Origin of the sequence: Candidatus Contendobacter odensis Run_B_J11 (assembly GCF_000531125.1) — a bacterium.
Classification (GTDB): Bacteria; Pseudomonadota; Gammaproteobacteria; order Competibacterales; family Competibacteraceae; genus Contendibacter; species Contendibacter odensensis.
Map to the genome: position 1 here is coordinate 1 of NZ_CBTK010000070.1, position 15,284 is coordinate 15,284.

At 50.1% G+C, this 15,284-nt stretch carries 12 protein-coding genes; 5 read left to right on the forward strand and 7 right to left on the reverse strand.

The window, feature by feature from the left end:
• Positions 1 to 99: 99 nt before the first annotated feature.
• The 3 genes from tnpB to BN874_RS05990 form a co-directional block, all read right to left on the reverse strand.
• A complete protein-coding gene (tnpB, locus tag BN874_RS05980) occupies positions 100 to 438 on the reverse strand; it encodes an IS66 family insertion sequence element accessory protein TnpB (protein WP_034431509.1) in 339 nt (112 codons plus the stop codon).
• 90 nt (positions 439 to 528) lie between these two features.
• Positions 529 to 813, reverse strand: a complete 285-nt coding sequence (gene tnpA / locus BN874_RS26370; RefSeq protein ID WP_034431510.1) for an IS66 family insertion sequence element accessory protein TnpA — start codon at positions 811 to 813, stop codon at positions 529 to 531.
• Positions 814 to 1,432: 619 nt separating this feature from the next.
• Entirely contained in the window at positions 1,433 to 2,320 is an 888-nt protein-coding gene (locus BN874_RS05990) for an ArdC family protein (protein WP_034431511.1), read from the reverse strand.
• A gap of 216 nt (positions 2,321 to 2,536) precedes the next feature.
• Here BN874_RS05990 and BN874_RS05995 point away from each other — a divergent pair, with 216 nt between their 5' ends.
• Positions 2,537 to 3,181 carry a hypothetical protein gene (locus tag BN874_RS05995; RefSeq protein WP_034431513.1) on the forward strand — a complete coding sequence of 215 codons (645 nt, stop codon included), beginning with the start codon at positions 2,537 to 2,539 and terminating at the stop codon, positions 3,179 to 3,181.
• A 4-nt stretch (positions 3,182 to 3,185) separates the two neighbouring features.
• On the opposite strand, the gene BN874_RS06000 is transcribed toward BN874_RS05995, so the two are convergent.
• The 3 genes from BN874_RS06000 to BN874_RS06010 are packed head-to-tail and all read right to left on the reverse strand — an operon-like array spanning position 3,186 to position 8,119.
• Positions 3,186 to 4,304: a hypothetical protein gene (locus tag BN874_RS06000; RefSeq protein WP_034431514.1), complete on the reverse strand. Its 1,119-nt coding sequence runs from the start codon at positions 4,302 to 4,304 to the stop codon at positions 3,186 to 3,188.
• A 35-nt stretch (positions 4,305 to 4,339) separates the two neighbouring features.
• The gene (locus tag BN874_RS06005) at positions 4,340 to 7,435 is read right to left on the reverse strand and encodes a type IV secretory system conjugative DNA transfer family protein (RefSeq protein WP_034431515.1); all 3,096 of its coding nucleotides are present in this window, start codon (positions 7,433 to 7,435) and stop codon (positions 4,340 to 4,342) included.
• A 6-nt stretch (positions 7,436 to 7,441) separates the two neighbouring features.
• A complete protein-coding gene (locus tag BN874_RS06010) occupies positions 7,442 to 8,119 on the reverse strand; it encodes a hypothetical protein (protein ID WP_034431516.1) in 678 nt (225 codons plus the stop codon).
• Between the two features lie 1,358 nt (positions 8,120 to 9,477).
• On the opposite strand from BN874_RS06010, the gene BN874_RS24260 reads away from it, so the two are divergent.
• From BN874_RS24260 to BN874_RS06025, 4 genes are all read left to right on the forward strand, one after another.
• Positions 9,478 to 10,563, forward strand: coding sequence for an FG-GAP repeat domain-containing protein (locus BN874_RS24260; RefSeq protein ID WP_154724767.1), 1,086 nt, complete (start codon positions 9,478 to 9,480; stop codon positions 10,561 to 10,563).
• A 31-nt stretch (positions 10,564 to 10,594) separates the two neighbouring features.
• Entirely contained in the window at positions 10,595 to 11,236 is a 642-nt protein-coding gene (locus BN874_RS06020) for a hypothetical protein (RefSeq protein WP_034431518.1), read from the forward strand.
• Positions 11,237 to 11,252: 16 nt separating this feature from the next.
• On the forward strand, positions 11,253 to 12,332 hold the full coding sequence (locus BN874_RS24265; RefSeq protein ID WP_154724768.1) for a hypothetical protein: 1,080 nt from the start codon (positions 11,253 to 11,255) through the stop codon (positions 12,330 to 12,332).
• Positions 12,333 to 13,989: 1,657 nt separating this feature from the next.
• On the forward strand, positions 13,990 to 14,676 hold the full coding sequence (locus BN874_RS06025; RefSeq protein ID WP_034431519.1) for a hypothetical protein: 687 nt from the start codon (positions 13,990 to 13,992) through the stop codon (positions 14,674 to 14,676).
• A gap of 7 nt (positions 14,677 to 14,683) precedes the next feature.
• Here BN874_RS06025 and BN874_RS06030 read toward each other — a convergent pair whose 3' ends face one another.
• Positions 14,684 to 15,139 carry an excisionase family DNA-binding protein gene (locus tag BN874_RS06030; RefSeq protein WP_034431520.1) on the reverse strand — a complete coding sequence of 152 codons (456 nt, stop codon included), beginning with the start codon at positions 15,137 to 15,139 and terminating at the stop codon, positions 14,684 to 14,686.
• Positions 15,140 to 15,284: the final 145 nt, after the last annotated feature.

The following is a 15,284-nucleotide window of genomic DNA, read 5'->3' on the forward strand; positions in this document are numbered from 1 at the left end:
GAAAAAAGTTTCTCTTATCAGTATATGCTAATTTACTATCACGGGAAAATTTACAGAAGGAACTATTTTACAGGTTCCAGCAACATTTTTGCATCGACTCTACTCCGGAAGATACTCGTAGAACCGAGAGGTTTTCGCACGCGAGATATCGATCCCTTCCAACACTTGTGCAAGCTCTGCTGTGGTCATTGTGCCTTTGCTCACTGCGCTAAAATTCCCTTTAGTTAACTTTTTGGCCACGATGCAATAGCCGGTGCGATCCCACCACAACATCTTCACATAATTGCGACGATGATTAAGAAACATAAACACGTGACCGTTTAGCGGGTCTTGATTCAATACACTGCGCACGGCTCCGCTGAGTCCGGAAAACGACTTGCGCATATCCATCGGCTCTAAGCACACATAGACCCGCACACGACTATTTGGCATGAGCATGATAAGCTTCGCATTTAGATTAAAATGTTATTCAGAATTACAACTGCTCGCAAGCCTGACCGTCGCTGCGATTATCGATAGTGGTTGGAACTAACGGATACGCAACACCATTGAACACCCGAGGTCAAGCTCTACTCGATAGCCAACAGAGCTCGGTTCGCTCTTCCTACTATCGATCGGCAGCAGCTCCACGAAGGACCTGGTATCAGGCTCACTCGCCCCGTAACGACGCTCTGCCTTGGAAAGACTCTGAGTGGCTATCCCATGACGAATGCAATATTCCGACATCTTGACGCCACTCGCGCGATAGTCCGCCAAGATCTCCTGCCACTCTGAGGTACTGCGGTACACTTTCCCATTTGATCGAATTTTCATCAATTGCTCCTTATAGATTCTCGTTGCCAATTTGCAGAATCTATAACTGAGCACGCTTCGAACCGGTTTGGAATAACGCTGCTCCGCTGACGTTTACCGATGTTTCATGTAGGGATTTTCCCGAGTGGTTTATTGGCTCGCTTCAATACCAGCTTACTTGGAACGTATACCTTCAAGTAGCTAATGGTAGAAATGGCGCGCTAAGAGTTTGGAAACGTAAGTGGGATTCATCCTGCGAGACGTTTAAGTACTCTGGCAATATGGCCGGATATGAACACGATGTTGTAAAAGGCTGTCCCTACTGGGAGCATAGGCCATCGGCTGGCCAACTTGTTATCTTCAATCCACATTATTTTCACGAGATCTTAGCAAATGAGGCTCCAGAAAATCGGCTAACCATTAGCAGTTTTATGGGCCTCACTGATCTCAATGCACCTTGGTCTTTCTGGTCATAACGACCAACGAGGAAGAACAACCATTTCGGTTAATCCCCCTTCTTCCTCACTTCGGCAAATATGGCAATCCTACTTGAGTTTTAATATGCGGCCACCCTCTGCTACTTTGCTCAACCCTTATCCGCCAGTGAGCCCGATCCCTGGCCTCACTGGCTAAACCTCCCTCAAGCCGCTAACCGCTCCGCTGCCGGCCCTTCCACCAAAGCGTAGAGATACTCAAACGCCTTCTGCGCAAGGCTTGCGGCTTTGACCAGCGCCCGGTGGTCCTGTTGAAGAACCTTCAGCCAACCGCTAATGTAATTAGCGTGTTGCATTTCGCCCTTCAAGCCCAACTTGGCGCTGAGGAAGGCCGAACCCATTTCGGCCACCAGTTCCTCAAAAGCATAGGCGTCATCGCCAAAGCGCTTGCCCCATGTCCGATCCAGCCGGTGTTCATTCCCGGTCCAGTGGGTCAGCTCATGCAACCCAGTGGCGTAAAAGTCCTCCGCCACATTGAACCGGAACCGGTCGGGAAGCGTGATCTGATCGTCACTTCTCCGGTAAAACGCCCGTGAACCACCTTCCACAATTCGCGCTCCGCTGTTCTTGAGAAGATCATCGGCTACGACAATCGGCAGAAACGCCTGCCCTTCGTTCGGGACTTGCGGACGCAAGTGATCCAGGCCGGCGATCTGATCCAAGTTAAAGACGACAAACGTTTTCAACATCGGGATCGTGCGAAGCCGCTTGCTGTCCTCCTCCCCCTCGTCGTCCACCACGAGAGGTTTGTAAATAATCCCGTGGGTCCCCTTTTCATCCTTCTTCACAAATCCGCCCAACTCCTTGGCCTGGCCGTAACCGAGCCAAAAGTTAGTGGTGTACCCTTTCCGGGCGGTGGTTTCCCACAAGATAGGGATGTTGATGCCGTGGTAGTCATCTCCAGTGTTTAAGTTGCACGGGATGGCAAGTTGCCCGCCCGTGCGATCCCATGCGCATTCCCACGGTTTCACCCCCGCTTTGAGTTGTTCGATGATCTGGGTCGTAACACTGGCGATAATCGCTTGGTTATTCATGACAGACCTCCACAGTAGGAGGCCCAAACGAAGGGAAACAGGCTTCGTGGCCCGTCCCTGCGGTCGGGCCACGTTTGAGAGAAAACCTTTAATAAAGCAGTAGCATGGTGCTGCCGCCTTCACCTCGTGGGTCAAGGCGGGAGCTTCCATCCTCTCACTACCCTTAATGACATGGAGCCTTCTTAACTGGGCTCGCAACTCTGGGAAAGAAAAGCAGTGCAACTAACGGATCGAGATCGAGAAATTCTGATAGCACTCACCCATAAGGTGCGGCTCTTGTCGCTAGAGCAAATCGCGCGCACCTGGTGGACAGATTCCCCGTCCGGTATCGCCACTGCACGAAAGCGGCTCGCGGTTCTCGCCGATCCGGCGAGTCGCTCCTATGTTATGCAACGGCTCAAGCTAAATGCGCACCCTGAATTAGCACTTGATGGCCCTATTTTTTTATGGCAACCGGGAGAAGCGACTCCGCATTTCGGGGCGCTTTCCTACCGCTTAAAGAAACGCTGGGATGAAGCCCCAACACCAACGACGGTTTATATCGCTACAGAAAAAGCCGCCCGCTACTTCGGCGGCTTTGGGGGAAAGTTGCGGCGTCCGTTGCAAGCCACGCACGATCTCCATGTGGCGCAAATTTACTTGCGATTTCTTAAAACCGATCCGGTGCGGGCGGGTCTTTGGGTCTCGGAAGATCGCTTCGCGCCGCAACGCCGGCGCGAGAAATTGCCGGATGCGGTGATACAGGATGCTGCGGGGACTATTGCGCTCGTGATTGAGTTCGGCGGGGCGTATGACGCAAAGCATGTGGAGCGGGTACACTTCGATTGTGTCACCCGCTCCTTACCGTATGAATTGTGGTGAGGGGCTATTTACCTAACAAGCCCTTCTCCATCCAAATTTCGGCATATTCTTTAAATTCCGCTAGGCGCTTTTCCATTTCAACCCACTCCGCTTCAGTAGTTGGAGATTTCCACTTAGGCCGGTCGTTATGCTGACCGTTGGCTTGGCTTACAAATCTCTTCACATCTTGGAGTGTTCTGCATAAAAGCATATCAGAATAGGCAACGGGTCCTTTATGGATATCAGTATGTCCAAACCGGCAACTGTCCCCGCGAAGGATGCGTTCACCTGGAGCCAAAAATGGTTGAAACCGGCTTATGGTTTCTTTACTTGTGGCCCGTTCAACTAATCGCTGCCGTGCGGCCCCCTGTTTCTGCCTCTCTCTTTCCTCATCCAAAGCCTTGCTCTTATCCTCGATCTGCTGAACCTTCAGTCTTGTTTCCACCTCTACCTTTTTCGCTTCCGCCTCCGCGAGGCGTTTCTGTGATTCGCTTAATGCTTGGTTGCGGGCAATCTGTTGACCCTCCAAATCTCGCTTCGCTTGCTCTTCCTTCACCTGATCCATCGCTGTAACGAGAGTAGGCGCATTTGCGCTCACCTGAACGCCCTTACTCCGCTGCAACAACACTCTCCACTTGGCCTGTAGCCGGTCATACTCGATCAACGCTCCTTTGGCATCCTTGCCAGCGGTGCGTATTTCCACCATCAGGGCTTCGGTAGGTGTGTAAAGACTGCTATCGCTTGCGGCCTGGATGGGCGTAAGCATAGTTTTAACTTGACTGCGCATCCCTTCTACCTGACTCAAGGGGTAGCGCTTAGCTTCCTGAAGCTGAATAAAATCCTCAACACTCACGGAATCGCTTGCTAGCGCTCGACCTTCGGCACTGGTGAGAATCGCCTTCATCTGGTTTTCCCAGTGCTCAATCGCAGCTTGCAAAGTGTCCAGGTCTTTAAGGACGGCATTCCCTTCTGCCAGCGTCGCCAAGCGCTTCCCCTTGGCAATGACGACCTGTTCCTCCTTCGCCTGATCCGCATTTTCACCGTTTAAACGCTGATCGAGAAGTTTTCCCACATCCCCTTCTGCGCCAAGCACGAGCGGACTAAAAGCAGTGAGTCCAATAAATAAGAGCCAACCTCTGTGCATCGTTATTTCCTTTGATGGGAGAAGAGAAAAAAAGCTTATTCGCTAGTGGGGACCGTCCCTCGGTCAGCGAGATCAACACCACCTCGCGCCTGGTAGAGCGATTGTAAGTGCTTTGCCCATGGGGAATCGGTGACCTTTTCGCTCACCTCGGGTGGCGGTTCATCGTCAGAGAGGATAGATGCGGTGCGTAGCGTCGGACTTTCCGGGCGGGTTTCACCTCTCCGCTTACGGTTAGTTACCAAGGTATTGGAATTAGGAGCCGGCCACGGGGCATTCTTGCGGCGTTCATATTCCTCAGACGTAATGTGATACGTTCCGCGAAGCGGAAAAGCATAGCCGCCAAACTGCGAATACCCCTGCCCTCGGCCAATGAGCGCGATACTGGTATCGGGTTCGTCGCTCAGTGCAATGATGTCATTTGCCATGAGCCGATGGCCAACCTTTTCATCAGCGGTGGTCATCTCGCCCTCGGCGTTCAGTCGCCGGGAGTAGTAAAGCGTCTCCCCGGACGCCTTGCTCAACTCCTCCCGCTCCTGAGGGCTACTCACAGAGAAGATTTGTTTGAACCGGGTATTGCTCTGCACAGTACCTTTCAGATCTACATCCCTTACCCATAAATCACTATCGGTTTGATTCGCAAGAATCAGGCCCATACCCATACTCCTGGCCTGCTGCAAGATAAGCTTAAAATTCAGTGAAGCGATGTGCTGGAACTCGTCAATAAAAACCCATAGCTTGGGGGTTTCTTGATATTGGCGCTGATGCTGGTAAGCGCTGGTAAACAGCGTATAGAGCGCAAGCTTTGCAATTTCCCGCACAGTCGTCGTTTCAATCGCAGCAGGTAGCCAGAAATAAATCACTTCGCGGTTTTTAACCACAGTCGCCATATCAATTGCGTGGTCTGTTACCGCATCTTTAGCGATATGATTTAGCTGCGGTATCGCGGCTAAGGATTCCACCACGGCAATAAGTTCAAACGCATCGCGCTCGTCACTGACACTGTTTGTCAGCTTTCCTACTTTGTCGCGTAGCTCCTCAAAAGAGGCAATGTCTGGATACTCTTGGAGAGTGCGCGAAAGCACGTTTCGAGCAACTCGCGTATAGTAGGAGCGTCCATAACCCTCACCGTGCTCAAGGCCCAAGGCACTTAAAAAAACTTCGCACACTTGGTTTAGGCTGAGATGGTCACTTGAAAGTGGCGAAAAAGGATTAAACGCATGGGTTGCCTTCCCCACTTCGTTGGTAAAGAACTTAAACCGATTACCCGCTCCTTTTTGGGCAGCTTGAAACAAAGGCATATCGCCTTTTAAGTCGATCACGACAACCGCCGAATCCTGCAAGCTGATTAGCTGGGCCAGCAGCGGGGCCATGCCCAAAGCCGTTTTTCCACTGCCGCTATCCCCTAACAAATGCGCGTGTTCACCTAAGATGCTGCGGTGTAATAACACCGGATAATCTTCGGTAGCGTGTGCGCCTAACCAAAGGTGCTCACGGGCAACCGCACTTTTCGAGTGTTGCAAGCGATCCACATACCCTTGCCAATCACTGACCGGACTCTTTAAGGCATCAATGGTCTTTGCATAGCGCGGTAGCGCTCGGCCAAAAACGGCAAGACAGGTCATCAGGAAAATCAGAATGGGAAATAGAAAGCATTGCACAATGCCTAATAGGATTGCCCAAACCGCTTGGCTTTTACCCATGAAAGCGCTATCCAGCGTCAGACTAAACCAAGCGCCGGGACTGGTTTGCAAATAATCGGCTGCTTGCTTGCTCAAAATATATTCCTGCTGCGAAACAGGGTCTAGCTTTTTCAGAAGCAGGGCTTCACCGGTAGACAGATTTTTCACTAACTCGGCTACCGTGGGCGGTTCATAATGCTCAAAATAGGTAATGATTCGGGTCAAAGAAATCTTCTTATCCACGACTCGGTGAAAAGCTGCCAGCAGGGGCCGTGAATCGCTCGATAAGAATCCTAGGGGAGCATAGGAGATAAAGTAAATGGTTGAGGTGAACAATGCGCATAGCGTAACTGCTGCCAAGAGATTGCGCCTGATCCAGATTCCACCCGGACTTTTGAAAAGTCCGGGTGGTGAAATTGGATTAGGAAAGACTGTGCCGTGACTCTGGTATGCGCCATAGAGAGTCCAAAACAGGATATCGACCACTACGAGAAAGACAACGAGCATGACCACTGTAATAGCAGTGCTTGCTTCAGTCGCTTGGGTAAGCGAAAAAATATTCAAAAACAAAAAAATCGCTCCGCTATAAATGACCAGCGGGAATAAAGATACCAAGCAACCAAGAGCAGCTCCGCTTTGATTTTCCTGATCCGAAAAATCAAAATGAACGGCCTGATAGCGAGTGTAAGTAAACCAGCTAACTATTGCTTCCCGACAAAGCGATAAACTTTCTCTTATCGCCTTAAATTCCGTCACCCAATAAAAGACACCCAATGCAAAGAATAACGTAATCCAGATAAAATTCTTAAATCCTAGAATCGGTGTTCTCGCAAAAATAATCAGCAGCAACCCATAAACAGCAATGATACCAAATCCGTCATAGTGACGATTCTGCCATTGTTCTTGAGCCATTCTCCGCTTCTCGCCCAAGAGTTGCGGACTTGCCGCAAGCCACATCGCGTAATGGGTAGCAATGTGACTTGCCAGATAACAGGTCAAGCCAAGGCTGAATAAAAACAACCCATATCCTATCACAGGATAGCGATGAACTAGGTGTGGGAGAATCGCAAGTACCCATAATCCCGGTCCCAACAGGGCATAAACCCCAGCGATCCATCTCACCCTCCGGCTAATCAGTTTATACAAACCAGCAAGCACACCCGTTGCGCTAAACATGGCAAAGAGAAAAGGGGTATCCAGATGGGCGCTGGTCAAGGAACTGACCATGCTCAAGATTAAACTGAGAACGCCGATTAACCCTATAATGTAAACAACGAAGTGGCGCTCCTTGCGGATTAAGACCGGGTTAGCCCGATAATCGAGTTCGAGTTCTTCAAGGCTTTTTAGCCGTTCACGCTGTAAAACATCCCACTTTGGCGCGGTGCTTGGCCGATAGCCGTTATCGCTCGGTGCTCGGCCTACCTCATGGGTTTTAATCTTTTCGTAGGGCATGAATAATTACGCGGGATGTGGCATTAAATTACCCAAATCGGAAACGACCTCCACTCGACACCAAACCGGTAAAGGGTTCTTTCGCAATTGGACATGAAGCATTTCGCGCTTGCTGTCCTCGGCAATCACGATAGCGATCACAAACAGTTCATCGGCGATGATTTCTTGAAACCCCGGTAGCTCCCTACCCCGATCAATTAACTTCCGGCATTTGTTAAGAAGCCGCTGATACTCTCCACCTTGTTCCACGAGAATTTGGCCCAGTCGCGCGGTTCTTCCATCGGAATCAAGATAGAAATGGTTTTGACCAAGATCCAGTAAATCAGCAAACCGTGAAAATGCCTGGATGAACTCCGTTCTGGTGAAGACCGGTCTAACCGTCTTCCCCAAACAGCAAAAGGCCAACACGCCATAAAGCCTCACCAGCGCTTGAGGTCCAAACGGAGTAGCGCTCTCCTCCGTCTCTCCCAAAGTTTTCGCAGCGGCGGGTGTCAGTTGGTAGTAAACCCGCTTGCCGTAGAGCGGCTGCGGCTGGAGGTATTCACCCGTCAGACGCCGCAAAACGTTCTTCTCGCCGCCCGGTTTGGCGTCGGGGAAAAACAAGCGGCGTAAGGCTTCGGTCGTGGTAAGGCGGTAACGCGCAACGTGCTTGAGGATTTCCTCATCCCTTTCGGTGAGCGGCATAACTGGCTCCTTCGATACTTACCGGTAGTGTAAGACATGACCGGATAACTCGCCTTCCTGCCTACACCATAGCCCACACCTTGCGCGGCAAGGCATGGTGTGGGCGAAAGAGTCGCTTCGGGGCTTCTACGCCGTGAAATAGCGGCTTTCCAAGGGGGTTACACCACCTTGAGGTGCGCGCCCCAACCGTTAGTCCCCCCTAGGGGACTGCGCCCTTGGCGCGCGTGCGGCCTAGCACGCGGGTACGGAGACCCCGTTCAGGGGTCGGGAGTACCCGGGCAAGCCGGCCTAGGCTTGCCGGCCCCGGCCTAGGGGCCAACACCCCGGCCTAGGGGTGTGCCTCACAGCGTGCCCTAGCACGCTTGATGCTGGCCGTTCAGGCCGTGAGCGTCCAGCGAACAAGGGCACTCAGGCTCCGTCCAGGAGCCTGTAAGTGCCCTGGGGTGGGCGGTCTGCGAGTTTTGCGAGCGGAACGCAGGAAGCGAAGCTTATTCCGCGAAGCGGAATAAAGCGTAGCGTGGTGGGGCCGTGACATGGGAATCTCCCAAGCGCGAGAGCGCGGGGGAATTCCCATGTCACGGGGAGAAAAAAGAAGCTGCGCCAAGGATGGCGCAACTTAATAAGGTGGCAAGCGGCGCGATTTCCGCGAAGCGGAATAAGCAAAGCGTTGGGTGGGGTCGCGGCAAGGAATCTCCCGAGTACGAACGTACTGGGGAATTCCTTGAGCGCGATAAAAGGGCTTTAGCGTATTTCCCGCTAACAGCGGGAATGCGCAAAAGCCCGACAGACAAGAAGCGTCGCGCCAAGGATGGCGCGTCCTATTACTTGGGGCGCGGGCGGCGCAAGCCGTCCGGGGGGTTGGGATTCCCGCAAGGGAATAATGGTGGCGGGTGTGGTGTGGTGGCTGCGGGGGCCGAATGCCTGAAGGATCTCCCAAGCGCGAAAGCGCGGGGGAATCCTGAAGGGTGAGGCAAGATTAAAAAAGGCTCGCGAAGCGAGTCTACTTAGGGGGCGTTGCGGGGAGTCCCCGCTAGAAGGGGGTATGTCGAAAACGGCTTGCCGGTTGAGACTAGGGGGAAGGCTTTCCCCTCTTGACGAGCAATAGCAATAGAAAAAGAAAGAGAGCCTGAGCTGTGCCTTTCAGAATGAAGATATGAAGATATACAGCGTGCACTTTAGTATAACCGTATTGGGCTTGTCGTCCTCTCTAGTTTTGTAGCGTATTCAAGATTCGATATCGAAGTATTTAGTTAGTTTTAACAAAAAAATAGTGCCCACAGATCGTAAAGGCGTGTTAACTTTCTTTTGAAGAACCTTCCGTTGTTGTGTGGATGCTTAAGAATTCAGAGGAGTTGTTCATGACCCAAAATAGAAAGCTTTCCTGTCTATGTCTTCTTTGCTCAATTTTGGTAATGCTTTGTCCAAAGCCAGCACATTCTTTCCCGGCTGATTTTGATGGAGATGGTAAGAATGATTTTGTTGTCTGGAGGCAGCCAGCAGCTAATTGGTATGTCTGGCCATCAACTTACTCTGTTTCACATTCTTGTCCCCCTCATTTCCAGCAGATTTCAGGCGCTTCTTATCTTGGTTGTGTGGCTCAGTGGGGTCTCCCCGGCGACAAAGTGCTAAGTGGAAATTACGACCATGATGGATTAGCTGATCTAGTAGTTTGGCGTCCGTCAACGGGAACTTGGTGGATAAAGTTCTCGTCTTATGACGGTGTGGTTGGTGTCCAATTTGGATTGCCAAACGATATACCGGATGAAGTTAATGCAGATATTACTGATGCTGTTTCTGATCTAGTAGTATTTCGCCCGAGTACTCTTACGTGGTACGTTCGCAGCTCAATCCCCCCATCCTACCCTACTAGTATCTACCTAGGTGGGAGAATGCAAACGGGTAGAGTAGATCCACTCTACGCAGCAAGTGCGATATATGATCCTCTATTCGACGGAACCCCAAATGGACCAGCGTATTTTTCCAATGCTATTGATAATAAAGGATATAACTTTGGCGTTTGGTCTATCGTCCTAATGGAGAACCAAGTTTCCAAATACTACGAAAAAACCGTCCATCCAACAACTTCCAGCCTGACCAGCTTTATCCCAGTGATTGGAAATTTTGGTGGTCAGGCATCAGATAAGGCGGACTACGCTATGTGGGATAAAAACAATGGAACATGGAGTCTCTATTACAACGGTGGCATTCCAAATGGTGTTCATGCGATACCATGGGGATTACCGGGAGATATCCCCCTAGGTGGTGACTACGACGGTGATGGAATAACAGACTTTACCGTATGGAGGGGTGCAGGCAGCGGCGGATGGGAAGGTACATGGTTTGTAAAGCCATCTTCGGGACAGTGTCCATCATACATGACGCCAATCAGTGGTGGTGGGTGCTATAAGCAATGGGGTCTTTCAGGCGACGTCCCAGTGAGTTAATGTAATAATCTAACGGGTTTGTGAAGAAGCTATGAAAAGCATCACTAGAATGGCAATAGCTCAGATTGCCATGTTGTTACTATTATCCTTGTCGGACGAGGTCGTCGCGGAAAATAAAAACTGTTCGACATCAACAATCAACTTCAGTGGAATATTGGATTCTAGCACTCCAATTACTAATACAGATTCAGTGCTTCTTGATAAATCATCAATGTTCCACATTGATTGGGCATTGACTGATTATTTCGGAAGTAACTCTACACTAATCCTTAAGTTTCATAGAACCAATATTTCGACATGGACTGTCAACATCGTGGGAAGTATGACTAGCAAAGGAGGTAAGATAGTAAACAGAGATATTGGTAGATTGCAGATTGACTTCGATACTACTGCTATCCAAGATGGAGGAGTGGCGCTTGGCTTTGGTGCGGCAAGCCTCGATCCATCGTTGAGCGGAAATAGGATCGTTGTAGATATTAATAATTTTAAACTTCTGGCCGGTATAAACTCAGTTCACGTAGATGTCCAGTCTGAACAGTCCTCCTCATGCGGTGGTTTTGGCGAGATTGTTAGTTCCGCAGAGGTGAATGGAAATACGGGGAGAAACAGCGCCCCCACCTGGTACTCGCTAGATGATGGTCAGCGAGCGATGCTGAATGATGGCCCCCGTTAAGATAGGAGCGTATAGCATGTCCCTTATTAAGATTAATTCTTCCAATAGAAAACGAGCAGCTCTAAATCAAGTGCTAAAGGCTATAGGTTGCTCATTCTTTAGATTGTATTCATTTACAGTCCTTTTAACAGCAGTTGTGGCTATGTGTGACACCCCTTTAGCTGTGGCCTGCACAACTACTCTGGTAACTGCTGTGGGTAACATCGATAGTCGCCTTCCGGTCCTACCAGATAGACCGCCAAACGTATCCGCTCCTGTTGAGGAGCAAGTTGGCGCAGCGCAGTTCTCCACTATATCAGCAGTCTACGACTCTCTGGGCAATGCCCACTCCTTCTACTTTTTGATGTATCATGTCAGTAACTCGGATGCTCCTTGGGAGCCCCGAGTAATTTTCGACGGGGGAGAGTTTGCTGGGGGCACACCGGGTAAACCGTCTGCTATCATGTTTGAACCATTAGCCTTACCAACTCTGGATGGCTCTGTAGGCAGTGCGCCAGTAGGTATTGGATTCGCACCAACATGGAATAATAAGTCTTCAGTCGTATCTTTTGTAATCCAGACGGATTTGAGGCAGTCAGCAGCAATTACTAAAATCGACTTGGTGCAAGATGGGAGGGCTTCAGGTTGCGAACAATACGGCACCAATGACTTCGATGGTGATGGTAAAGACGATATAGCTGTGTGGCGTCCATCCATTGGCTTTTGGGCTATCAAGAAATCGTCAACAAGAAATAACGATATCATTTGGAAACAGTGGGGGCTGCCTGGAGATCTCCCGATGCCTGGAGATTATACCGGTGATAGCCGGGCCGATTTAGTTGTATGGAGATCATCCGAAGGTAATTGGTATATCTGTCGTTCCGACGATAACTTCGATTGCTCCAAGGGTAAAGTTTACCAATTTGGCCTACCGGGCGACCGTCCTATCAAGGGTGATTTCGATGGAGATCACATATTGGATTATGCAGTATATCGTCCGAGCAATAACAGTCTTTATTATCGAAAATCTTCGTCAGGCACGGGACAGGGAGAGATTATCGTTCAGCAATGGGGTTTGCCGGGCGATATACCCTTGTTTGGGGGAGTTGATCACTAGAGTCGCAACTATCTGATAATGCTGAAAAGGGGGAAGGCTTTCCCCTCTCAAAGTATTTTTAACATAGCTTGTCTAGCTCCCAAGCACGGGGGAATCCTGAAAGCAGGAGACAAGATTAAGTGAGGCTCGCGTTAGTGCGTTCGCAATATTTGAAATGAAATTCTATTTTTCTGTTCATTAACAATTCACTTCCCATTTATTTCGCGATAAATTGTAAATGTCACCACCTAGGAAAACGTGGCTGACATTGTTGGTACGCGGCAATACACCCGGTAAAACTGGCCTCACCAGCCAGAGTAAGGGCATGAGTTGGCTACTCATGACGTATTGTGCGCGTAGAGCCGGATGCATCGAGAGGTGCTTGTCCGGCTCGACGGAGGCTCGTCGGCGTAATCCTTCAAGGATCGGATTCCCTGGAGAGTAATCCCGACGTTCTATCCGATGGAGTTCTTTTTCATTCTCTCTCTGAGGGTTTTCCCCTCCATGAGGGTTTGCCTGGGCGACGGAGAAACCACCTGTCGAGAGAGCGCTGATAAGCCTCTTAGAGACAGGGCCGTGATGTTTCAAAGCGGGTGTAAATCCCGTCCAAGGGATTCTGGGCCTCTAAGGTCCGCTTAACTTGGCTGGCGTGGGGAGTTCATTGTTGGCGACAACAATGACCGGACTTCGACAAGTCCGGGGTTCTTGTCAAACGCAAGACCGCGAATAGCTCAACCATGAGAGGCCCGTAAGGGCTTGCCAGTAAATTCCATTCAGAGACGGTGCCAAATCGCGAAAAATCTTTATCGATGGGTAAGCGAACGCTTCTAGGTTCGGTTCGCAGAAATCTTGCCTTGTATTTTCAACATTGCAAGTAAACGATGTCGGGGTTGATCGCCTCGCCATACGATAGAGAGTTGGGGATCGTATCCCCTAGCAACGTGACTAATGGAGTGGAGAGCATCACTAATCCGGGAAGCACTGCAAGCCTCCGGTTTAGCCAACCGGTGCCTGAGAATAGTCACTCAGGTGGTTAAAAAGCTGTAGTGTGGGAGTGTGCTTTGAGTAGAAGTTAGCGCGTTGGAGCGCGCATCTCAAAAAAGTGAAAGCGCAACTACTTTATTGACATAAAAAAGTAGGCCGCAACCACTTAGAGAATGCGCAACTACAACTAATGAACCTAGTAGTTTGTCGCGCCTTCCATCGGTGCTAAAACTACTAGGTTCACGCTAAGCGATGACCGTGGCAAGGCAGTCACGGCTCGTTCAGGTGCTACGGGTGGTGCCGGGCATAACTGACGACGAAAGGAGCGACGCGCTTTAAGCGCGTACCAACAATGTGCGGGTGGGATCATGCCGCTCAACTCCGATAGGGATACGGATTTGAGCGCGGGTCCCGATACCTGCTCCTTGGAAAGGAAGTCTTGTGGTGTCATGAGGATCGCCCTGGCGGGTGAAGTTCATGAGGCAACGATGCTGGTGACAAAACATAGGCTGTGTGTTCGCACTCGGCCAAATTAGCCGCCTCGTGTGGTTAGTCTTGGAGGTTTTATTTGAGGCTTTGAGAGAGGTTCGGGCGGATAATAGTTTTATCAGCGGTTATCGGCTTTCGAGAGATTGTGCCTGAGGGTCTGTGACCCGAACAATCTCTCTCCTTGGAAGGGACTCTGAGTTTAGCTATGGATTATCATTACACTGCAACTACTGTGGGTGGGTTCGTTCAACAACTCGCTGTGTGCTACGTCGGGCGCGGATACTGGTTCTATGTCCAGGGCACAATCCCCAAGAACAAAGACCCTAAGGTAATTGATGAAAAGCTCCTCACCAAATACCAGATTCCCGCCTCCAAGTTTCAGCGCTGCCGGCGCAAACGCTGGGGGGTGGCAAACCTGCAATATCTCCGCTGGGAGAATTCGTTTCTCATTCTCGCGACGCATGGGATACATGCGTTTTTCAACGAAGAAGCTAAGCGGATTAAGGACGTGCGCCGGGAACCGATTTACTTTGAGGGCTACTCCATCAGCTACCAAAACGGTCACCCCAAGGTGAGCCTGGCTCAAGATACCTATGAAGACTTAAAAGCCTACTTCCTGGAACTGGCCGTACATCGGCAAGCGAGTTACATTGCGGAAGAAGTTAAGAAACTCCCTTATGAGTCTTATGCGCCAGTGAGAAGGCAACTGCTCTACATCCTCACTGCCGTTAATAAGCGCCGCAAAGCGGCAGGGCTGTCATTGGTTCAATATCAATCCATTCGCTACAAGCGAAACATCTACCGGCCTTTTGCGCCAGCTCTCCCCTCTCCTACTGGCGATCACTGGATAAGACCACGCAAAGGGAAGCAGCGGAAGAAGAAGCGGGGGTGAGCTAACATCAATATCCCATATTGAGTTTCTGGGCCTGCTCAGCTAGTTCATCCAATGTTTTCATTCTGGCTTTGTCAACTTGGTTTTTATAAGCCATGAGGTCACTGAAAAGAACTCGGCGATGTGTTCCAATTTTTCGATGCGGTATCGAACCTTCGTCTAAAAGACTAATCAGATATGGTCGGGAGACATTAAGTAGGTCGGCGGCTTGTTGAGTTGTCAATTCGGCGTAAATTGGAATCAGTGTGATGGCGTTGCCTTCTGCCATTTCGGTTAGAATATCTACTAACAAACGCACGGCGGAAGCCGGCAAAACTAAAGACTCTGGTGGATGACCTTTCTCCACGATCTGTATATTCAAATTGCGATGTTCACTGGCATGTAAAGCTAGCAGTCGGCTAGACTCGCGTGCTAACAATGCTTCGTTTGCTGTTGGCGTAATAGGCTCAGTTATTTTTAGCATTAAGGAACTCGTATTACCTACCCTTAAGAGGGTATCTTTAATTTTAGCATCTCACACAAACGAAATAATCGAAAAGTGTTTCTTTAGCAGCAATTCCCGCTCTCCTTATTTAGACCCACTTTTTAATAGGTCGATTAATGATTTC

Bases quoted from the DNA above. Each gene is read 5' to 3' on its own strand.
- tnpB (WP_034431509.1), bottom strand. From the start codon at position 438: ATGCTCATGCCAAATAGTCGTGTGCGGGTCTATGTGTGCTTAGAGCCG.
- tnpA (WP_034431510.1), bottom strand. From the start codon at position 813: ATGAAAATTCGATCAAATGGGAAAGTGTACCGCAGTACCTCAGAGTGG.
- BN874_RS05990 (WP_034431511.1), bottom strand. From the start codon at position 2,320: ATGAATAACCAAGCGATTATCGCCAGTGTTACGACCCAGATCATCGAA.
- BN874_RS06000 (WP_034431514.1), bottom strand. From the start codon at position 4,304: ATGCACAGAGGTTGGCTCTTATTTATTGGACTCACTGCTTTTAGTCCG.
- BN874_RS06005 (WP_034431515.1), bottom strand. From the start codon at position 7,435: ATGCCCTACGAAAAGATTAAAACCCATGAGGTAGGCCGAGCACCGAGC.
- BN874_RS06010 (WP_034431516.1), bottom strand. From the start codon at position 8,119: ATGCCGCTCACCGAAAGGGATGAGGAAATCCTCAAGCACGTTGCGCGT.
- BN874_RS24260 (WP_154724767.1), top strand. From the start codon at position 9,478: ATGACCCAAAATAGAAAGCTTTCCTGTCTATGTCTTCTTTGCTCAATT.
- BN874_RS06020 (WP_034431518.1), top strand. From the start codon at position 10,595: ATGAAAAGCATCACTAGAATGGCAATAGCTCAGATTGCCATGTTGTTA.
- BN874_RS24265 (WP_154724768.1), top strand. From the start codon at position 11,253: ATGTCCCTTATTAAGATTAATTCTTCCAATAGAAAACGAGCAGCTCTA.
- BN874_RS06025 (WP_034431519.1), top strand. From the start codon at position 13,990: ATGGATTATCATTACACTGCAACTACTGTGGGTGGGTTCGTTCAACAA.
- BN874_RS06030 (WP_034431520.1), bottom strand. From the start codon at position 15,139: ATGCTAAAAATAACTGAGCCTATTACGCCAACAGCAAACGAAGCATTG.